This window comes from Thermocrispum municipale DSM 44069 (assembly GCF_000427825.1).
GTDB classification, from domain to species: Bacteria; Actinomycetota; Actinomycetes; order Mycobacteriales; family Pseudonocardiaceae; genus Thermocrispum; species Thermocrispum municipale.
The window spans coordinates 70,634-91,048 of the sequence record NZ_ATYT01000009.1; the positions used below are offsets into that span (position 1 = coordinate 70,634).

Below are 20,415 nucleotides of genomic sequence, written 5' to 3' on the forward strand. Positions count from 1 at the left end.
CTGACCGAACGGTACACTACGACGACACTTCGTCAAGACCGGCGAGTTCACCCACATCGGTTACTGATGCCAAGGAGGCGGCTATGTCGCGCACCGAGGAACCCCCGCACCCCACCGGCCCGCTCCGCGGTGTGCGAGCGATCGAGCTGGCCGGCCTCGGCCCCGCACCGTTCGGCGCGATGTTGCTGGCCGACCTGGGCGCCGAGGTCATCCGTGTCGATCGTCCCGGCGAGCGAGCAGCGGGAAATCCCCTCGATCCGACCCACGACCTGCTGGCTCGCGGGCGGCGTTCGGTCGCGCTCGACCTGAAGAAGCCGGCCGCCGTGGAAGCGCTACTTCGCCTGGTCGAGGGCGCGGACGTGCTCATCGAGGGCTTCCGTCCCGGCGTCACGGAACGGCTGGGTATCGGCCCTGACGTGTGCTTGGCGCGCAACCCGCGACTGGTCTACGGGCGGATGACCGGCTGGGGCCAGTCCGGGCCGCTGGCAGCGCGCGCGGGCCACGACATCAACTACATCGCGGTGGCGGGCGGCCTCGATCCGATCGGCCACCAGGACGGGCCGCCCGTGCCCCCGGTCAACCTGCTCGGCGATTTCGGCGGCGGTGGAATGCTGCTTGCGCTGGGCGTCGTCGCCGCTGTGCTCCGGGCCCGGGAATCGGGATATGGCCAGGTCGTGGACGCTTCGATCGTCGACGGGACCGCGGTGTTGACGACCATCCTGCACGCGCTGCGCGCGCAGGGTGAGTGGGTGGACCGGCGCGGCTCGAACCTGCTCGACGGGGGCGCCCACTTCTACGGGGTCTACGCCTGCGCGGACGGTCGCTACCTGGCCGTCGGGGCGATCGAGCCGCAGTTCTACCAGCGGCTGCTCCAGCTGCTCGGACTGGCCGACGACCCGGATTTCGTCGCCGGGCACAGCGATCGGACGTACTGGCCGAAGCTGCGGAAACGGCTTGCCGACACATTCGCCACCCGGCCGCAGGCGGAGTGGCTCGAGCTGCTCGGCGACGAGGACACGTGTGTGGCTCCGGTGCTGTCGCTCGGCGAGTCCCCTGCCCACCCGCACAACCGTGAGCGAGGCACGTTCACCGAGGTCAACGGCATCGTGCAGCCAGCGGCCGCGCCTCGGTTCAGCATGGATCAGCCCGGGCCGCCGCAGCCGCCGCCACTGCCGGGCGAGCACAGCAGGGACGTCCTCGCCGAGGCCGGACTGAGCGCCGCGGAGATCGAGGCCGCACTCGCGGGGTGAGCCTGGAGACGGACGCGGCGGCCCGCCAGGAACCCCGGCGGCGTCCGCCCGTCCAGTCCTGGTGACGGCCGCGGAACGGTTCGACCTGGCCGTACGACGCCGCGAGCGGCTGCTGCGCCCGGCACCCTGTCTCACCGCCGAATTGGCGCGCCCCCGAGACCGTCGCTCACGAGCGCGCTCGACGTCACCGTCCCCCGTCATCTCACCGTGGGACAACTCACGGGTTGGACAGATCGGTCAGTATGTTGGCGTAGGGTGGTACTCGCGTTCCGGTCCGTCGGGACGGCTTTGGCGGAACGGCGGCGAAGGCGCACACGGCGTCGGTACCGTGGATCAAGGAAGCAGCGGCCAGCGGCCGTGCAATGCGGAAGGTGATGGGCACATGCCGAAACAGCAGGGGGTAGACACCGCCGAATCAACCGCCGCCGTCACTGCTGAGCCATCGTCGGATCGCGCCGAGTCCGGTGAGCCGGACGTGGAAAACGGAGCACCCCCGGAGGAGTCGACGCAGGAGCGGATCCTGCGCGTGGCCGCCGAGGTCTTCGCCCGCAAGGGTTACCACGGAACGGGGGTTGCCGAGCTGGGCGACGCGGCCGGCTTGAAGCGCGGCGCGCTCTACTACCACATAGGCTCGAAGGAAGACCTGCTTTACAACCTGTCCAAGCGGCACGTCGAGGAAGCGCTCGCCAGGGGCAAGCGCGTGGTCGAGTCGGATCTGCATCCCATCGACAAGTTGCGCGCGCTGGCCCGCGAGCACGTGCAGACCATCGCCGCCCGGCAGGACGAAGTGACCGTGGTGCTACGGGAGCAACACGCGCTGAGCGGCACGCGGGCACGGGCACTGTCGAAACTGCGCCACCAGCATCAGGACCTGTTCGCGCAGGTATTGCAGGAGGGCGTGGACGCCGGGGTCTTCCGGTCCGCGGACTCGGTGACCGTACTGGGGGTGCTCGGCCTGTTCAACTGGACCTACGTGTGGTTCGACCACGCCAAAGGCCCGCTGACCCCGGAGCAGGTCGCGGACAAGCTCACCGACCTGGTGCTGTACGGGCAGCTGGTGCCGCCGTCCCGCAAGTCGAACGGCAAGAGCGAGAGCGCCACGCGGTAGCCGAGACGACGCTGCGGGCCCGCGCGGCCGAGGTTCGGCGTGGGATGAGCCGGGCGCGGGCTCGTGTCTCGCGGTTCGGGCCGGCCGCGCCGACCAGGCCCGGCTCACGACTCGACTTGGCCCGGCCGCGCTGACCAGGTCCCGCTCACAACTCGACTCGAGCCGGCCGCGCAGACCCCGCCCGCGGAGCACGGAGTGGCAGCGCACGCCTCCGCCTGCCCCCCACGACTCGCCGGCCGACTCGGGCAGCGGTGACCGACGCGCCGGACCGCCCGCGTTCCTGCCCTAGCGGTAGCTGATCACCACGCGAACGGACCCACCCTTCTTGTCCCGGGTCTCGGCCAGCGCGGCCGCGAACCGCTCGGGCGGAAGGCTGTCGCTGACACCGCCGGAAAGATCCAGCCGTCCGGCGGCGACCAGCTGCGCAAGCTCGGCGATCTCCGCCGCGGTGGCACCGAAACTGCCGATCACCGACAGCTCTCGCGCCACCACGGTCTCCTGTCGCATCCGCAGGCCCAAGCGGTCCGGCGAGATGCCGACGACCACGCAACTCCCCTGCGGGCGCAAGCACCGCAGCGCGGTGTCCACCAACGACGGCGCGCCGACCATCTCGAACACCGCATCCACCCCGGCCTGTCCGTTCCGGACCTGGTCGACGAGCGTTTCGGCGCTCTCCAGCACGTCGTGCGCTCCGTGCTGCGTGGCGATCCGGCGCGCTTCGGGCCGGGGGTCGACGCCGATGACCTCGCATCCGACGACCTCGGCGAGCAACTGCACGGCGTGCATGCCGAGGCCGCCGAGGCCCAGCACCACTGCGCGATCGCCTGCGGCCACTCCGCTGCGACGGATCGCGTGCCACGGCGTTGCCACCGCGTCGGTGAGGATGGCACCGACTTCGCTGGTCACGGCGTCCGGCAGCGGCACGACACAGCCCGCAGGGACCACCAGCAGGTCGGCCTGGGCGCCGTCGCGATCCACGCCGAGCACGTCTCGCGTGGCACACGACTGCGCCTGCCCGGCGGCACACAGCTTGCAGTCGCCACAGCCGACGTAGGGCACGACGGCCACCCGGGTGCCTTCCTCGACGCTGCTCACCTCCGCACCACGGGCGACCACGCGACCAGCGGCTTCGTGGCCGAGCACCACCGGGTACCGCGCGGCCGTGCTGCCCTCCACCAGGTGCACATCGGACCCACAGACGCCGCAGGCGTCGATCGCGACCAGGACGTCGCCGGGGCCCGGCTCCGGGGCCGCCAGGTCGACCAGCTCATACCGTTCTGGGCCGTGCAAAACCACCGCGCGCATACCCGCAGCCTCTCCGTGCTTGACAACGCTTCGTCGAGATCGAATTATTGTACCGATCAGTCGGTACTGTTGGAGTGAATGTGTCTGAACGCCGTACAGCCCTGGTCACGGGCGGTTCGCGCGGCATCGGAGCCGCGATCACCCGCGCGCTCGCCAAGCGGGGACTGAACGTCGCGTGTACCTATCGGAACAGTCGCGAGGAAGCCGAGCGAATCTGCGCCGACTATCCGGACCAGGCTGTGGCGCTGTCGTTCGACCTGGGCAATGCCGAGTCGGCCACCCAGTTGGTGGAGTCGGTGCTCGCCACGTGGGGCCGGCTCGACACGGTCGTGCTGAACGCCGGGATGTGGCGCGGTGGCCGCATCGACTCGCTCGACCCGACCGAGTGGTGGCGCGTCCTCGAAGCCAACGTCGGTGGCAACGCGCAGCTCATTCGCGCCGTCCTGCCGGCGCTGCGCAAGGGAGAGAACGCCAGCGTCACGTTCGTCTCCTCGGTGGTCGGACTGCAAGGCTTCCCCGGCGACACCGCCTATGCCAGCGCCAAGTCGGCCCTGTTCGGTTTCGCCCGGTCGCTGGCCAAGGAAGTCGGCAAGGACGGCATCCGGGCCAACGTCGTCGCACCCGGGTTCGTGGAGACCGACATGACGGCGGACATCCCCGACGTGTCCCGCGAGCACATCGCCAAGCGCGCCGTCCTCCGTCGCTTCGGCACGACCGAGGAAATCGCGGCGGCCACCGCCTTCCTGGCCGAAGACGCGACCTACTGCACCGGCACGGTTCTCACCGTCGACGGCGGCTGGTCCCTGTGACGTAACGCCCCGCGACCGACGGCCGTACCTGCTTCGGCCGTCCGGCCGTGCGGCCGGTCGACCCGCAACCTCGCCGTTCGCTGAGCGACATACCTCGGGAGGGCCCACGGACGAGGAGTGAGGAAGACGCCATGACCGACACGGTCACCTTCGAGGAGATCAAGGCCAAACAGCAGAAGATCTGGAGCAGCGGGGACTACGGCAAGATCGCCTGGATCACCGTCCCGGTCGCCGAGACCCTGGCCGAAGTGGTCGACCTGCGTCCGGGCTCGCGCGTGCTCGACGTCGCGACCGGCACCGGGCACGTCGCGCTGGCGGCCGCCCGCAGGTTCTGCGACGTCTCGGGCATCGACTACGTGCCCGCCCTCGTCGATTCGGCGCATCGACGCGCGGCCGCCGAAGACCTGGACATCGACTTTCGCGAAGCGGACGCCGAAGACCTTCCGTTCGACGACGCCACGTTCGACTACACGTTGTCGGCAATCGGCGTCATGTTCACCGCCGACCACCAGCGCGCCGCCAACGAACTGGTCCGGGTCACCAGACCAGGCGGCCGCGTCGGCATCGCCAGCTGGACGGCGACCGGGTTCGTCGGGCAGTTGCTGAAGACCGTGGGCAAGCACGCCGCACCCCCGCCCGGATCACTGCCCCCGGTGCGCTGGGGCGATGAAGCCACCGTGCGGGAGATGCTCGGCGAGCACGTCTCCGACACCGCCTTCAGCAAGACCAGGGTCACGCAGCGATTCCTCAGCCCGGAGCACTTCGCGGACTTCTTCCTCACCCACTACGGCCCCACCCACATGGCGGCGGCCCGGCTGGACGACGACGGCCGCGCGGCCTTCCGGGCGGACATGATCGCCCTGGCCGCCGAGTCGAACAAGGCCACCGACGGCACGCTGGTCTCCGACTGGGAGTACTTGATCACGATCGCCACGAAGGCCTGAGCGCCGAGGCGGGTTTCACCGCTGTTCACGTGCGGGTAGGCGGGTGTAGTCCCGTTGCCTATTGCGCGCTGGAGTGATGATGTCCGCGTCCACGAGTGTCGAGCCGATCCACACCGACTTGCTGATCAACGGCGAGGAGGTGCACGCAGGCGACCGGCAACCGGTGCACAATCCCGCCGCGCCCGACGAGATCGTCGGCTACATCTCCGCCGCGACGGTCGACCAGGCCACCGCGGCCGTGGACGCCGCAGCCGGGGCGTGGCCGATGTGGAGCGCGATGGCGCCGACCAAGCGGGCCGAAGTCCTCACCACGGCACTGCGTGGGCTCGACCAGACCGAAGCGAGGGCCGCGCTGCTGACTCGCGAGAACGGCAAGATCCTGCAGGAAGCGAAGACCGAACTCGGCGTCTTCGTCTCGCGTTGCCAGCTTGCCGCGGCGTTGGCCGACCAGCTCGGTAGGACCGAGGACCTTCCGGTTCCGTCCGCGCCCGAGGCCGCCGAGGCGCCGACACCTTCGCTGCCGCCGTTCCGCTCGCGGGTCAACGCCTTACCGGTCGGGGTCACCACGATCATCGTGCCGTACAACTGGCCGCTGGCGATCTTGGCGGCGAGCCTCCCGTATGCGCTGGTCGCCGGCAACCCGGTGATCGTCAAGCCACCGCCGACCAGCCCACTGGCCGTGGTCGAGACACTGCGCCTGCTCGCCCGCGGCCTTCCTCCGGGCGTGCTGAACGTGGTGACCGGAGACAACGAGTCGGTCGCGCCGGTGATCGAGGACCGCCGGGTGCAGAAGATCGTCTTCACCGGAAGCACCTCCGCCGGGCAGTACATGATGACCACCGCGGCGAAGAACCTGACGCGAGTCACGCTGGAGCTGGGCGGCAACGACCCCGCCGTCGTCCTCGACGACGCCACGCTCGATCAGGACGCATTGCAGCGACTGGTCACCGGCTCCTTCCTGACCACGGGGCAGGTGTGCATGGGGATCAAACGCCTCTACGTGCACCGCAGCCGCTATGCCGAAGTGGTCGACGGGATGTCGGACATCCTGTCGCGCTACCGCATCGGCAACGGGCTGGACGCCGACATCTCCATGGGCCCGCTGAACAACGCACAACAGCGCGACAAGGTCCGCCAGTTGTGCGACGAGGCGCGGTCTGCCGGTCACGAGGTCCGCGAACTGGGCACGATCGATCCGGACGCCCAGAGCGCGGGCGGCTACTTCCTGCCTGCGACGGTGGTGCTCGACCCGGCTCCGGACAGCAAGATCGTCACCACCGAGCAGTTCGGGCCCGCATTGCCGATCGCTCCGTTCGACGACGAGAACGCGTTGATCGACCAGCTCAACGACGAGTGGGCCGGCTTGTGTTCGTCGGTGTGGTCCGCCGATCCCGAGCGCGCCGCCGACGCGGCCGACCGGTTACGCACCGGCACGGTGTGGATCAACAACCACAACGCCGTGGCGCAGGACGACCGGGCACCGTTCGGCGGCTTCCGGCAGAGCGGCATCGGCCGCGAACTCGGCGTCGACGGGCTGCTCGACTTCACCGAGCCGCACACAGTGACCTACTCCGTGCCAGGAGAGACCGGCGCGCAAAGCTGACTGCTGTCGGCCTGCCGCCGAACGGCGTAACGAGAGTTTGCCCGCCGCGCACGCCGCGCAAGCCGATCCGACGGTCACCGCGATCGTCGGCGGGACCGACGTGCAGCACGCTGTCGTCGCCGGTGCCGGAGCGCGGCCGGTGGACAGCAACGGCAACCCGTGGCATACAAGCCCGGCATGGACCGACGGCGTCGCCGGCCGGTCGACCTCGCACGGCCCGGAGTGGGTTTCGCCGCCCGCCGGTGGCGGTAACCCCGGCCATGGGTCGACACGAGGGTCACGAAGCCGACACGGGCGTGTCGGAACGGCACGTGCGGGATCTGCTCGAAGCCGGAAGTGCGAGCAGCAGGCTCCTGTTGGTCGAGGGTCAGGTTCGCCTCGACCGCGACGGCAGCGAGCAACCCGGCATCGTGATCGCCGAGTACGACGAAGTGGTGTCGCGGTTGGGCACCCGGCCCGATGCCGCGCAGCTGCAAGCGGAAGCCGCACAGTTGAACGTGCAACTCACCCAGCTCGGCGGCTGAGCGCACCGGCAACCCGCCCAGCTCGGCGACTGAGCTCAGTCCCGCGCGAAGTTCACCCCGAGCGTGCGGCCGGCCAGCTCGACCAGCAGCCGTTCCAGCGCCCGGATACCGAGCGTGCTGCGGTGGAAGGCGATGCAGTTCATCGTGCCGAACGCGGCCACCACGGTGGTCCGCGCTTCTCCTTCGGAGACGTCCGGGACGACCTGCTGCAGCGTGCTGGTCCACATCGCCAGGTAGTCGCGCAGCACCTGCCGGAAGCGGCGCCGTTCCTGGGGCGGCAGGATCGACTCCTCGCGCTGGTAGATCGGGATCATCGCCGGTTCCCGCAGGGCGATGCCCACGTGGAACCGCACCAAGGCCTCCAGCACGTCCCGCGGCGACCCGGCTCTCGACGCCTCCCGCATGCCCGCGGTCAGCTGGTCGCTCAGCCGATCGAACAGGCCGATGAGCAGGGCCTCCTTGCTCGGGAAGTGCCGGTAGATGCCGGTCGCGCTCAAATTGCACGCGGCAGCGACGTCACGCATGCCGACGGCGTCATAGCTACGCCTGGCGAACAGATCGAGCGCGGCGGACAGAATGGCTTCACGGCGTACCGGACCCGGCAAGCGCTTGCGCGGCACCGTGTCGGTCATGAACAAGCCTCCCGCTGACAGCACGACGAGCGTACGACCCTACGCTAGGCAATGATCACCGCTGGTCAGGCATCGCTCACGAACCGGCCGCCTCAGCACGCAGCTTCGCCTTGGCGATTTTGCCCGCGGGCGTCAGCGGAAGCTCGTCGGCGAACACGATGCGCCGCGGCACCTTGTAGTCGGCCAGTCGAGCCGCGCAGAACTCTCGCAATTCCTCCTCGGTCGCGGTGGTGCCGGGCTTGAGCACGATGTGGTACTGGCCGACCTCGCCGAGCACGGGGTCCGGGACGCCGATGCCTGCCACCATCGCCACCGCGGGATGCGCGGCGAGCACGTTCTCCACCTCGACCGGGTAGACGTTGTAGCCGCCCTGCACGAACATCTCCTTGCGCCTGCCGCGCAGGACGACGTGACCGTCCGGCTCGATGGTCACCATGTCACCGGTGGCCACCCACCCGTCGGGCAGGAACGTCGCGGCCGTCGCCTCGGGGTTGTCCCAGTAGCCCGCCGCCCGGCCCGGCCCGCGAACCTGCAGCTCGCCGTCGGTGCCCGGCTCCACCTCGCGACCGTCGGCGTCCACCGCGCGGAGCTCGACCCCCGGCAGCGCCACTCCGATCGAGCGCGCCACGGTTGCTTGGTCGTCGTCCGGCGGGGAGATGACGCACGCGCCGGAGACCTCGGACAGTCCGTACAGGTTGTGCAGCCGCGCGTTGGGGAACGCCTCGCAGATCGCCGCGCACAACGGCGGGTCGGCGTTCGCGCCACCGATCACCGCCAGCCGCAGCGAGCTGGTGTCGTGTCGTTGCCGCGACTCGTCCGCCAGCATCAACGTCCACATCGTCGGCACGCCTGCGAAGATCGTGGCGCGGTTGCTCGCGATGGCTTCCAGCGCCTTGCTCGGCGAGAACGCCGCTTGCAGCGCGACGGTCGACCGGGTCAGCAGGGCCGCCGTGATGGTGCACGTGATGCCGCCGACGTGGTTGAGCGGCATCACCGCGGCGTAGACGTCGTCGTGGCGGACCTGGAAGTGCTGCACCTGGGCCCTGGCGGCACCGATGATGCTGCCGTGGGTCAGCGTGGCGCCTTTCGGGGTGCCGGTGGTGCCCGACGTGTACAGGATCATCGCCGGATCGTCAGGCGCCACATCGGCCGGTTCGCCGTCGCCGTCGCTGCTGGTCAACCGACTCCAGTCGTCGCCTGCACCGAGGAAGAACACGTGCTCGAGGTTCGGCAGGCCGGGCTTGATCTTGTCGTAGATCGCGGTCAGGTCGGTGTCGCCGTCCGTCGCGGAGGACACCACCAGGCGCGCCCCGGACTGCGCCAGCATGAAGGAGAGCTCGTTCTCCCGGTACCGCACGTTCAGCGTCACGGTGATCGCGCCGATGCCGGCCGCGCCGAAGAAGAACTCCAGCCACTCGGCCTGGTTCGACGCCGCGATCGCGACGCGGTCACCACGCCCGATCCCCAGGTTGCGCAGCCCGGCGGCCACCCGCCTGCTGCGCTGCTCGAGCTCGGCGAACGAGATCTCGACCGGCCCGGACTCGGACCGGCATCGCAAGAACGGCTTGCCCGGATTCTCGGCCGCCGCACCGGCCACCAACGCGGGAAATGTCTGCGTCATCGCCACCCCTTCGCACGTCTACGCGAGCCGGGCAACCGGCCCTGCGCTGGTAGCCGCCGACCGTATTGACCGACCGCATAGCCGGTCAATCCCCTGGACAGCGGTAAGGCGGACGTCGGGGAACGCGGCATGCTCGGTCGGAACAGACGGCGCTACGGAGCGGACGCGAGGTCCTCGGCCACATCGTCGAAGCACTGCCGCACCGTGTGCGCGATGGCGCCGTCCGGGTCGGCCAGCTCGCCGACGGCGGACCGATCCACCAGCAGGCTGCCCAGGATCAGGTCGACGAACGTCGCACCGACCTGCTCGGCACTCTGCTCACCGTCCGGCCGGAACCACGTCCACGCCCAGTGGCTCGCCCCGAAGATCAACAGCGTGCGGACGTCCATGTCACCCGAGCGGAACACGCCCTCGGCGACGCCTCGCCGGATGACGTCCCGCACCAGCCCGAAATACTCGTCGCGCAGGCGTTCCCCGTCCGTGCCCGCGATCCGAGCGACCTCCCGCTGGAACGCGACGGTCGCATCGCGCTCGTGCACCTGGTACAGGATCGACGCGAACAGCAACCCGGCCAGCTGCCGCTGCGGCGTCTCCAGTCGCCGGCAGATCAGCCGTGCTTCCTCCAGCCGCGCCCGCATGTACTTCTCGTGCAGCGTGGCGAGCAGCCGATGCTTGGTGCCGTAGTGGTGGACGATCGTGCCTTTGGAAATGCCCAGTTCGTGGCCGATCTCGCTGAAATTCGCCGCGTCGTAGCCGCGCACCGCCACATTGCGGGTGAAAGCCGCCAGGATGTCGGATGCTCGACCCCGCCGCTTGGCGCCCCCTGCCGTCACCACACACTCCCCTACTTCGACCGATTCGGCCCCACATTCTCACGTGGCCTCACCGGACCTCGCCACGCAAACGTGGTGCGCAGACGAATCTAATGCCCTCGGCGAATCCACTCCTCGCGCTGCGGCGCCTCTGCCCCGATCGTGGTGCTGTCACCGTGCCCCGGGTGCACCACCGTCTCCGGCGGCATGCTCAGCAGCCGCTTGGTGATCGAGTCGATGATCGTCGGGAAGTCGCTGAACGACCGTCCCGTCGCGCCCGGGCCGCCCTTGAACAACGTGTCCCCGGTGAACACGACCCCGAGGTCGGGCACCGCGAAGCAACACGCACCCGGCGCATGCCCGGGCGTGTGCAGCACATCGATCGTGGTGCCGCCCAGCCGCATCCGGGCACCGTCCACCAAGTCGGCGTCCGGCTCGAGCTCGGGGTGGGTCAGCCGCCACAACGGCAGGTCGTCCGGATGCAGCCACAGCTCCGCGCCGGTACGTCCGGCCAGCTCCGGCGCCACCCGCACATGGTCGTCGTGCGCGTGCGTCAGCAGGATCGCCTCGACCGTGCGATCGCCGACCACCTGCATGATCGCGTCCACATCGTGTGGCGCATCGATCACCACACACCGCTCGTCGTCCCCGATCACCCAGATGTTGTTGTCGACGTCGAACGTCTGGCCGTCCAAGCTGAACGTGCCGGAGACGACGGCGTGATCGATTCGCGGGCTCACAGCACCACCACCGAACGCAACACGGACCCGGAATGCATCTTGCCGAACGCCTGCTCCACGTCGCCCAACCCGATCTTTTCGGTGACGAACGCGTCCAGGTTCAGCCGCCCCTGCAGGTACAGGTCGATCAGCATCGGGAAGTCGCGCGACGGCAGGCAGTCGCCGTACCACGACGACTTCGCCGCGCCGCCGCGCGAGAACACGTCGATCAGCGGCAGCTCGAACGTCATGTCCGGCGTCGGCACACCAACCAGGACGGCCGTGCCTGCCAGGTCGCGCGCGTAGAAGGCCTGCCGCCAGGTCTCCGGGGTCCCGACCGCGTCGATCACCACGTCGGCGCCGAAGCTGTCGGTCAGCTCCCGGATGGCCTCGACCGGGTCGGTCTCCTTCGCGTTGAGCGTGTGCGTGGCGCCGAGCGAGCGCGCCCACTCCAGCTTGGTGTCGTCGATGTCCACCGCGATGACCTTCGTGGCACCTGCCAGCACGGACCCGGCCACCGCGGCACTGCCGACCCCGCCACAGCCGATCACCGCCACCGAGTCGCCGCGGCTCACCCCGCCGGTGTTGATGGCCGCACCGATCCCGGCCATCACGCCACAGCCGAGCAGGCCGGCCACCGCGGGATCGGCCGCCGGATCGACCTTCGTGCACTGCCCGCTGTGCACCAGCGTCTTCTCGACGAAGGCCCCGATGCCCAGCGCGGGCGTCAACGGCGTGCCGTCCGCCAGCGTCATGGGCTGGGACGCGTTGTGCGTGTCGAAGCAGTAGTGCGGCTTGCCCTTGCGGCACGCCCGACACTCGCCGCACACCGCGCGCCAGTTCAGGATGACGAAGTCGCCCTCGGCGATCGTGCTGACGCCTTCACCGACCGACTCGACGATGCCCGCCGCTTCATGGCCGAGCAGGAACGGGAACTCGTCGTTGATCCCGCCTTCCCGGTAGTGCAGGTCGGTGTGGCACACCCCGCACGCCTGGATCCGCACCACGGCCTCACCCGGTCCGGGATCCGGCACCACGACGGTCTCCATCGTGACCGGCTCACCCTTGCGACGAGCGACGATGCCACGAACCTGTTGCGACATGGGCGGCCTCCCTCTCGGATCTGCTGACCCGGCGACGTGTCGATGATCACAGTCGGGTTGACCTTACGACGTCTCGCGCCACAACGGGATGCTCCGAAAGAGTCGCGCTGGGCGGGTGTGGCCGATGCCCGGCACCGGCCACACCCGCACCGCATCAGCTGGTCGGCGCCTCCTGGGTGGAGCGCTGCCGCAGCTTGAAGCGCTGAATCTTGCCGCTCGGCGTCTTCGGCAACGAGTCGACGACGTGCACCCGTCGCGGGTAGGCGTGCGCCGCGAATTCCTTCTTGACCAGCTGCTGCAGCTCGCTCACCAGCTCGTCGTCGGCTTGCCGCCCTTCGGCGAGCACCACGTACGCCTCGAGCACCTCGCCGCGCAGCTCGTCCGGTGCACCGACGACCGCGGCTTCCACCACCGCCGGGTGCGTAACCAGCACGCTTTCCACGTCGAACGGCCCGATCCGGTAGCCGGCCATGATGATCACGTCGTCGTCCCGCGACGAGAAGTACAGCCTGCCGTCGGCGTCCTGGGTGACCGTGTCACCGGTGAGGCACCAGCGGCCGTCGGCGGTGAACCGCTCGGCGGTGCGCTCGGGGGCGTTCACGTAGCCCGGGAACCACATCAGCGGGCTGTTGCCGGTGTCGATGGCCAGGCGACCGACCGTGCCGGGCGGCACCACCTCGTCGGATTCGTCGGCCAGCACCGCACACGACCAGCCGGGCAGCGGGTATCCCATGGAGCCCTCGACCACGTCAGCCCGCAGGTCGTCCCGCCACGAGTTGGCCACCACCATCCCGTGTTCGGTCTGCCCGTAGTGGTCGCGCACCTCGATGCCGAACGTCTCACGAGCCCAGCTGATCACTTCGGGGGTCAGCGGTTCACCCGCGGAGGAGGCACAGCGCAGCGGGATGGACACCGCACGGCCCGGCGGGTTGGCCCGCAGGGCCCGGTAGACGGTGGGCGCCGCGGCGAAGTTCGTCACCTGGAACCGCTCGAGCACGTCCCACGCCAGCGCAGGCGCGAAACCGGCGTGCAGCAACATGCTGGTCTGCCCGAGCGCCATCGGCCCGAGGATCGCGTAGTACAGGCCGTACGCCCAACCCGGGTCGGCGGCGTTGAAGAACACGTCGTCCGGGCGCAGGTCGATCGCGTCCAGCAGATACCTGGTCATCGAGGCCAGCGCCTTCACCGGGACCGGCACCGCCTTCGGCGTTCCGGTCGTGCCACTGGTGAACAACTGGATGAGCACGCCGTCGGCGCCCACGCGAGCCGACTCGGGCACCGGCCGCTGCTCGGCTTCCAGCTCCGACAGCAACGTCCAGCCGGGTGCCGCAGGCTGCTCGCCGCCGACCTGGACGACCTCCCACGGCTTGCCCTCCAGCGACAGCAGTTTGCTCGCCTGGTCCACGTCGGTGATGACCAGCTTGGCGTCGCTGCCCGTCAGCCGCAGCTCGATCGCCGGCGTGGCGAACGCGGTGAACAACGGGACGTGGATCGCCCCGAGCCGCCAGATGGCCAGCAGCACCGCAGGCAGGTCCACCGACTTGGCCATCAGCACACCGACCGCGTCGCCCTGCTTGATGCCCCGCTCGGCCAGCGCCGCGGCGAGCTGCTGCGAGCGCTTGCCGAGTTCGCCGTAGGTCAGCTCGGTCGTCGACAGGTCGGGTTCGATCACCCGGAACGCCACCGCGTCGCCGGGATGCCGGTCGCACAGCAGTTCCGCGGCGCACGCGTCCGCCGCCGTGTACTCCGCCGCCGGCTGCACGGTCACGTCGCCCGTCACATCAGTCACCGCCTTGGCCCCTTTCGCCCACGTCATCGTGTTCGTCGGATGCCTGGCAGCCTGACCGCACACGGCGCAGCGCACTACGTTCCTTTGTGGGTAACGGCCGGGCATGTGCGACCATGTCGCCATGTCGGGCATGGCCAGTACCTCGGAGAACGAGGTCGACCAGATGCTGCAGAGCGCCGTCCGGCAGATGCGCTCGGCGTGCGGTGTCGACCTGACGTTCGGCGGTCCCCGCAGTCTGAGCGCACCGAACGCCATCACGATCCGGCACTTGGACGGCAACCTCGCACAGAGCCTGCGGCACCTGCGGGTGCGCGCCGGTTCCGGGCTGGGCGGCAAGGCACTGGCGAGCGGCAAGCCCGCCATGGTGCGCGACTACTTCAACGCCGACGAGATCGTGCACACCTACGACCAGGCGGTCGCGCCCGAGAAGATCTACACCGCGCTGGCCATCCCGGTGATGCTCGACCGCGCCCCGGCCGGCCTGCTCTACCTCGCGCATCGCTCGACCGTGGTGCTCGGCGACCGGACGGTCGCGCGGGCGATGACCGTGGTGCGCCGGCTCGAGCGGGATCTGCTCGTCAACCAGGAGGTTCGGCGGCGGGTCGCCGAGCAGCTGACGCACACCCGGATGGAGTTGGTCGGCGAGCTGCGTGACGAACTCGAGTCCATCATCGACCTGGTGCACGACCCCGTGGCCCGCCGACGGTTGTCGAGCATGTCGGACCGGCTCCGGCGCCTGGCTCCCGACCGCGCAGCGTCCGCGGGCGGCCCGTTGTCGAAGCGGGAGGCGGACGTGCTCCGGCTCGTCGCGCTGGGTGCCAAGAACAACGACATCGCGGCGGACCTCGGCTTGCGGCCGAACACGGTGAAGGCGTACCTGCGCAGCATCAACCGCAAGCTCGGCGCGACCAACCGCACGCACGCGGTGCGGCTCGCCCGGCAAGCAGGCCTGCTCGATTAGTCAGCTCCGGACGATGACGTCGTCGACGGCCCGCCGTGGGGTGGGCGCGACGGGATAGCCGTAGCCGACGCGGAGCAGCGTGTGGATCTCGTGCGGTTTGAACAGCTCGGTCAGCTGCGCGCGGGTCTGCGGCACCTCGAACGGCTGGGTGAGGAACGACGAACTCAACCCCAGATCGCTCGCGGTGAGCAGCACCCGCTGCATCGCCATCCCGGCGATGACGTCCGCGTCGATGCCACGGCTGTAGGTGAGCACGGCGACCAGCAGCGGCTGTTGTTCGAACTCGCGGCGCGGTGGCGGGGCCGTCTCGCGCGGGAAGCTGCGCAGCTTCAACACCCGGTCGCCGTCCGGTTCCGGGCCGAACGCCGTCGCGGGCACACCGTCCCGTCGCTCCGACGGGCCGCCCGACCATCGCTGGGACTCCCACTGGTACCGCGGGTCGTTCTGCTGCACGGTGTCGGCCTGCCGGACCAAGTCGGCGATGATCCGGTAGCGCGGGGCCGTGCGCCCGCTCGCGTCGACCAGTTCCACCAGCGCGTTCTCCGCCCGCGCTGCCGCTTTCAGCCCGCTGCGCAGCGGCAGCTCCACCGGACGGTCCAAGAACGGCCGTCGGTTGGTGTGCCTGCGTTCGATGGCCCTGGCCAGCCGGTCCTCGGTGATCGTCTTCGGCTGGACGCCGCCGATGCGCACGGTGGCCAGCAGGTCGGGCCGGCCGGGATCCGGAGCGATCTCGACCAGTGCGGCCCGTCCGTGCGCCCGGATGCCGAGCCGCAGGTTGAACAGGGCCGCGCCGCACGACAAGCGGGCTTGCCGACCCTCGGGGTCGGAGGTGTGCAGCACGCGCTCCGGATCGAGGTAGAGGTCGATCCGGTTCTCGTCGACGACGAACCGCCACGGTTGCGTGTTGTAGGGCGACGGGGCCCGCACGGCCATGCCCAGCGCCTCGCTCAGTTCTGGTGCGAGAGGGCTCATCTCTGCCTCCACGACGTGCTACCCCGGCACTGTCGATGCTGCCGATGACCACCGGGACATCGGCACGGCTGGAAGTCACCGGTCAACGGGACCTTCGGCAACTTCCGGGTCGTTCGGTGCCGTCACCGACCTGGCCAGCGCGACCGGGCACGCCGCCTTGTGCAGCAGCGCATGACCCACCGAGCCGAGCGCGATACCGGCGAGCGCCCCCCTGCCACGCGTCCCGACCACGATCAGCTGCGCGTTGTGGCTGAGCTCGACCAGCAGCGGCTGCGGCCGCCCGGTGCGGACCGCGATCCGCACGGCGACCTTCGGGTACTTGTCGGTCCACGGACGCAGTTGCTCCGCGATCGCTGTGCGCACGCTTTCCTCCGCCGCTTCGCGCGCCTCCTCGCTGCGGTCGCCCCGGCCGGAACGGACGTGCACCACGAGCAGGTCGGAGTCGTGGATGGCGGCGGTCTCGAAGGCGAAGTCGACGGCAGGGTCGGACAGCGATGTGCCGTCCACGCCGACGACGATCGGCCGCTCGACCCTCTGCGGTTCGTCGTCGCCACGGACCACCACGACCGGGCATTTGCTGTGCGCTGCGGTGGCGAGCGCGACCGAGCCGATGAACAGCCCGGCGACGCCACCCAACCCACTCGAACCGACCACGACCAGCTGCGCGCGATGCGATGCCGCGATCAACGCCGGGGCTGCGGCTGTCACCTGCAGGTCGCGACTGACCTCGAGGCCCTCGGCCTGCTCGGTGGCTGCGCGTTCGGCGTCCAGCAGCGTCTGCCGAGCCTGGTCGAGCAGGGCGTTGTGGGCGTCCGGCGCCAACATGGCCTCGAACCGGTTCGGGCGCGGCAGCGCGCGGGCCATCAGCAAGCGCAACGGGACGTTGCGGCGTGCCGCCTCGGCAGCGGCCCAGCGCACTGCCTGTAGTGATGAGGCCGAGCCATCGACCCCCGCCACGATGGGTTTACTACCGTCCATACCGACCTCCTGCACTGTGCGGCCGACGTCCCGGCCGCCGCCCTCGCCCGTCGGCGGCCGCGCGTAGGCAGCGTGCCTGACACACGCGATCAACCGGGGCTCATGACCGGGTTCGCCACCCGGAGCCGGGCCGTTACCTTTCGCGCACAGCGCTCAGGGGGACTGTCTGGGACGCCACACCTTCGGCGACGCCGAGCGCGCGCAGCAACCCGGCACCTGACGTGCACAGTAGTCCAGGACATCGCCTACCGCGCGGCAGCCTTGCCCGCCACCGATCGCGCACGGCAGCACTGGCCCACTACCCGCGTGCACAGCACAACGCCGGCGCCGCTGGAAAGCGGCACCGGCGCTTGTTCGTCGCGGTGATCAGGCCGTGGTGTGGCCGCCCGCGTAGCGCGGACGCAGGGCCAGGGCGAGGCCGATCATGCCGACGCCCAACACCAGGTGCAGCCAGTTGTCCGCCGCGTTCAGCGGCACGAAGTTGGCCGCACTGGCTTCGTCGATGATCAGGCCGTACAGCACCAACCCGAGGTAGATGATCCCGCCGACCAGCAGGAACGCGTTCGCTCCCGCCGCCGAGCGCGCCAGAACCAGGCCGACCACACCGAAGGCCAGGTGAACCAGGTTGTGCAGCACGGACACGTTGAAGATGCCGAGCAACATGGCACCGGACTCGTGACCGGCGAAGGTCATCGTGTCGAAGTCGCTGGTGATGCCGGGGATGAACCCCAGGATGCCCACCAGCAGAAACACCGCCGCCACGACCATGGCGACGAGCCGCACGGGTTCTTGTTTCTCGCGTGGCGTGACGTTTTGAGGGGGAATGCGCTCTGCCATGGGTACCTCCGCAAATAGGCGCGCAACTAGTACGTCGACACGACGTGATCCGCGGTTACCCCGCTTCGGCCCGGTCGACACCCGCCGTAACACGTCCGTTTCCTGCGCGTCACATCCGCGTCAAGGTTCGTCGGTTGCGTCGGATGGGTACCCAACCGTGACGCGAGCTGGCGCGCCCGGCGGATACGGCCTTGTCGCGGTGGACAAGGCGAGCCGGGCCGGCTCGACGCGCACGCGAAACGAAAGGACGACCATGACTTCTCCGTCCCCGATCACCGGGCCGCTCAACGACGCCGACCAGGAGATCACCGGCAAGTACTTGCAGCAGATCCTGGTCGACCTCATTCAGCTGCACCTGCTGGCCAAGCAGGCGCACTGGACCGTGGTCGGCCGGTTCTTCCGCGACGTGCATCTGCACCTGGACGAGTTGGTGACGACGGCCCGCGAGTACGCCGATCAGGTTGCCGAGCGCGCCGCGACCCTGGGCGTGCCGCCGGACGGTCGCGCCCGCACGGTGGCGGAAAGCTCCGGCCTCGCCGACCTCGAGGCGCGCTGGACGACCGACAAGGAAGCGATCGAGATCGTCGTCTCCGCGCTGGGCACGGCGATCGGCCACGCCAGGGAGGCCATCGAGCCGCTGGACAAGGCGGATCCGGTGAGCCAGGACCTGGTCATCGAGATCACCTCGAAGCTGGAAGAAGCCCACTGGATGTGGCAGGCGAAGCTCGCCACGTCCTGACCCGGGCGAGCCCAGCCGCGGAGGTGCTCGCGTGACCACGTCGGCGAGCACCGACCGGCTGGCGCGGTATCGCGCCAAGCGCGATTTCGACCGGACGTCCGAACCGTCCGGTCGCTCGCGCGTGCCGTCCGGTGCCCCGAGTGCGCCACCGGACGGCACGCTGCGGTTCGTGGTGCAACGCCACCGAGCCGGCCGCCTGCACTACGACCTGCGCCTGGAGATGTCCGGTGTGCTGGCCAGCTGGGCCGTGCCGAAGGGCCCCACGCTGGACCCGAAGGCCCGCCACCTGGCCGTGCACGTCGAAGACCACCCGCTGGACTACTTCGATTTCGAAGGTGTCATCCCGCGCGGCGAGTACGGCGGCGGGGACGTCATCGTGTGGGACTGGGGAACCTGGCAGCTGGGCAAAGGCGACGATCCGCAGCAGGCGGTCGACGACGGCGACCTGCACTTCGACCTCAACGGGGAGAAGCTGCGCGGCCGATTCGTGCTCACCCGCCGGGAGGACAGCCAGTGGCTGTTGCTGCACAAGAACGACGAGTACGCCGAGCCCGGGTGGGACCCCGAGGAATGGCCGCGCTCGGTCAAGTCCGGCCACACCAACAGCGAGATCGCGCTCGCCCCGCCTGCCACGTGGAACAGTGACGCGTCCAGTGACGCGGCGGAACGACGGCTGACCGGCCCGGCGCGCGACGAATGGCAGGGGCCGGACGACAAGCAGCTCGACGCGCTCGCCGGCATGACCGGCGACGGCCAGTGGTCGATCGGCGGGCGCCGGGTACGGCTGTCCAATCTGGACAAGACGCTCTTCCCCGGCGCGCGTGCCACGGACCCGCTGACCAAGCGCGACGTGATCGCGTATTACGCCACGATGGCGCCGTACCTGCTGCCCTACCTGGCCGACCGGCCGGTGAACTTCCACCGGTTTCCCGACGGGCTCGCGCGGCAGGGCTTCTGGCACAAAGAGGTCCCCGGGCACGCGCCGCAGTGGTTGACCCGCTGGGATCATCCCGATCCGGAACCCGGCACCACGCAGACCTACCCGATCCTGGACAGCACGCCCGCGCTGGTGTGGGCGGCCAACTTCGCCGCGCTCGAACTCCACCCGTGGACGTCGACCGCCGCCGATCCACACCAGCCCAGCTGGGCCTTGATCGACATCGACCCCGGCGAGAGCACCGGCTTCGCCGACGTGCTCGTCCTGGCCCGGCTGTACCGGGCTGCGCTGGAACACCTGCGGGTGGCAGGCATGCCGAAGGTCACCGGACAACGCGGCGTGCAGATCTGGATCCCGGTGCGTGACGGGTACACGTTCGACCAGACTCGCGACTGGGTGCACGGCCTCTCCCGCGCGGTCGGCGCCACCGTGCCCGAGTTGATCAGCTGGGAGTGGGAACGCGGCAAACGCAAGGGTCTGGCGCGCTTGGACTACACGCAGAACGCGATCAATCGCACGTTGGTGGCGCCGTTCAGCCTTCGGCCACGTCCGGGCGCGCCGGTTTCGGTGCCGATCACCTGGGACGAACTGGACGACGACGACCTGGCGCCGGACGGCTGGACGGCGCACACGGTGATCGATCGGGTGCAGCAGGTCGGCGACCCGCTGGCGCCGCTCATCGGGTATCAGCAGGACCTGCCGAAGCTGTAGACCTCGCCTCCGACGTGCACGTTCGCGCGGTCGTCGTCGCCCGGATAACCAGCTCGGGGGT

The 20,415-nt window shown here is 69.8% G+C and carries 19 protein-coding genes and 1 pseudogene; 10 read left to right on the forward strand and 10 right to left on the reverse strand.

Features of this window, described 5'->3' with window-relative positions; translation table 11 throughout:
• The first annotated feature begins 83 nt into the window (after positions 1 to 83).
• Positions 84 to 1,250 carry a CaiB/BaiF CoA transferase family protein gene (locus tag YWM_RS0111155; protein WP_028850795.1) on the forward strand — a complete coding sequence of 389 codons (1,167 nt, stop codon included), beginning with the start codon at positions 84 to 86 and terminating at the stop codon, positions 1,248 to 1,250.
• Positions 1,251 to 1,632: 382 nt separating this feature from the next.
• Complete coding sequence (locus YWM_RS23215) at positions 1,633 to 2,358, forward strand: TetR/AcrR family transcriptional regulator (RefSeq protein ID WP_052344786.1); 726 nt, start codon at positions 1,633 to 1,635, stop codon at positions 2,356 to 2,358.
• 285 nt (positions 2,359 to 2,643) lie between these two features.
• On the opposite strand, the gene YWM_RS0111165 is transcribed toward YWM_RS23215, so the two are convergent.
• Positions 2,644 to 3,663, reverse strand: a complete 1,020-nt coding sequence (locus tag YWM_RS0111165; RefSeq protein WP_028850796.1) for a zinc-dependent alcohol dehydrogenase — start codon at positions 3,661 to 3,663, stop codon at positions 2,644 to 2,646.
• 80 nt (positions 3,664 to 3,743) lie between these two features.
• Here YWM_RS0111165 and YWM_RS0111170 point away from each other — a divergent pair, with 80 nt between their 5' ends.
• The 5 genes and pseudogenes from YWM_RS0111170 (at position 3,744) to YWM_RS0111185 (ending at position 7,543) form a co-directional block, all read left to right on the forward strand.
• On the forward strand, positions 3,744 to 4,472 hold the full coding sequence (locus YWM_RS0111170) for an SDR family NAD(P)-dependent oxidoreductase (protein ID WP_156914745.1): 729 nt from the start codon (positions 3,744 to 3,746) through the stop codon (positions 4,470 to 4,472).
• Positions 4,473 to 4,603: 131 nt separating this feature from the next.
• Positions 4,604 to 5,416, forward strand: coding sequence for a class I SAM-dependent methyltransferase (locus YWM_RS0111175; protein ID WP_028850798.1), 813 nt, complete (start codon positions 4,604 to 4,606; stop codon positions 5,414 to 5,416).
• Positions 5,417 to 5,495: 79 nt separating this feature from the next.
• Entirely contained in the window at positions 5,496 to 7,019 is a 1,524-nt protein-coding gene (locus YWM_RS0111180; RefSeq protein ID WP_043660736.1) for an aldehyde dehydrogenase family protein, read from the forward strand.
• A gap of 52 nt (positions 7,020 to 7,071) precedes the next feature.
• Positions 7,072 to 7,182: pseudogene (locus tag YWM_RS27110) on the forward strand (manganese catalase family protein); the annotation flags it as partial.
• Positions 7,183 to 7,315: 133 nt separating this feature from the next.
• A complete protein-coding gene (locus tag YWM_RS0111185) occupies positions 7,316 to 7,543 on the forward strand; it encodes a hypothetical protein (protein WP_169720982.1) in 228 nt (75 codons plus the stop codon).
• A gap of 35 nt (positions 7,544 to 7,578) precedes the next feature.
• Here the strand turns inward: YWM_RS0111185 and YWM_RS0111190 are convergent, their stop codons facing one another.
• From YWM_RS0111190 to YWM_RS0111215, 6 genes are all read right to left on the reverse strand, one after another.
• The gene (locus YWM_RS0111190) at positions 7,579 to 8,175 is read right to left on the reverse strand and encodes a TetR/AcrR family transcriptional regulator (RefSeq protein WP_052344787.1); all 597 of its coding nucleotides are present in this window, start codon (positions 8,173 to 8,175) and stop codon (positions 7,579 to 7,581) included.
• A 76-nt stretch (positions 8,176 to 8,251) separates the two neighbouring features.
• Positions 8,252 to 9,796, reverse strand: a complete 1,545-nt coding sequence (locus tag YWM_RS0111195) for a class I adenylate-forming enzyme family protein (RefSeq protein WP_028850802.1) — start codon at positions 9,794 to 9,796, stop codon at positions 8,252 to 8,254.
• Positions 9,797 to 9,948: 152 nt separating this feature from the next.
• Complete coding sequence (locus YWM_RS0111200; protein WP_043660740.1) at positions 9,949 to 10,629, reverse strand: TetR/AcrR family transcriptional regulator; 681 nt, start codon at positions 10,627 to 10,629, stop codon at positions 9,949 to 9,951.
• 89 nt (positions 10,630 to 10,718) lie between these two features.
• The gene (locus YWM_RS0111205) at positions 10,719 to 11,348 is read right to left on the reverse strand and encodes an MBL fold metallo-hydrolase (protein WP_028850804.1); all 630 of its coding nucleotides are present in this window, start codon (positions 11,346 to 11,348) and stop codon (positions 10,719 to 10,721) included.
• A complete protein-coding gene (locus YWM_RS0111210) occupies positions 11,345 to 12,430 on the reverse strand; it encodes an S-(hydroxymethyl)mycothiol dehydrogenase (protein WP_028850805.1) in 1,086 nt (361 codons plus the stop codon). The genes YWM_RS0111205 and YWM_RS0111210 overlap by 4 nt, the downstream gene beginning before the upstream one ends.
• 154 nt (positions 12,431 to 12,584) lie before the next feature.
• Complete coding sequence (locus tag YWM_RS0111215) at positions 12,585 to 14,219, reverse strand: AMP-binding protein (protein ID WP_245566004.1); 1,635 nt, start codon at positions 14,217 to 14,219, stop codon at positions 12,585 to 12,587.
• A gap of 130 nt (positions 14,220 to 14,349) precedes the next feature.
• Here YWM_RS0111215 and YWM_RS0111220 point away from each other — a divergent pair, with 130 nt between their 5' ends.
• Complete coding sequence (locus YWM_RS0111220) at positions 14,350 to 15,180, forward strand: LuxR C-terminal-related transcriptional regulator (protein WP_028850807.1); 831 nt, start codon at positions 14,350 to 14,352, stop codon at positions 15,178 to 15,180.
• Here YWM_RS0111220 and YWM_RS0111225 read toward each other — a convergent pair whose 3' ends face one another.
• From YWM_RS0111225 to YWM_RS0111235, 3 genes are all read right to left on the reverse strand, one after another.
• Positions 15,181 to 16,152 carry an Acg family FMN-binding oxidoreductase gene (locus tag YWM_RS0111225; RefSeq protein ID WP_028850808.1) on the reverse strand — a complete coding sequence of 324 codons (972 nt, stop codon included), beginning with the start codon at positions 16,150 to 16,152 and terminating at the stop codon, positions 15,181 to 15,183. It lies immediately after the preceding gene.
• 75 nt (positions 16,153 to 16,227) lie between these two features.
• Entirely contained in the window at positions 16,228 to 17,130 is a 903-nt protein-coding gene (locus YWM_RS0111230) for a universal stress protein (RefSeq protein ID WP_043660744.1), read from the reverse strand.
• A gap of 366 nt (positions 17,131 to 17,496) precedes the next feature.
• A complete protein-coding gene (locus tag YWM_RS0111235; protein ID WP_425426542.1) occupies positions 17,497 to 17,898 on the reverse strand; it encodes a DUF4383 domain-containing protein in 402 nt (133 codons plus the stop codon).
• A 322-nt stretch (positions 17,899 to 18,220) separates the two neighbouring features.
• Between YWM_RS0111235 and YWM_RS0111240 the strand changes: the two genes are divergently transcribed.
• Both YWM_RS0111240 and YWM_RS0111245 read left to right on the forward strand, forming a co-directional pair.
• A complete protein-coding gene (locus tag YWM_RS0111240; RefSeq protein WP_028850811.1) occupies positions 18,221 to 18,706 on the forward strand; it encodes a Dps family protein in 486 nt (161 codons plus the stop codon).
• Positions 18,707 to 18,737: 31 nt separating this feature from the next.
• A complete protein-coding gene (locus YWM_RS0111245; RefSeq protein ID WP_043660659.1) occupies positions 18,738 to 20,354 on the forward strand; it encodes a non-homologous end-joining DNA ligase LigD in 1,617 nt (538 codons plus the stop codon).
• Positions 20,355 to 20,415: the final 61 nt, after the last annotated feature.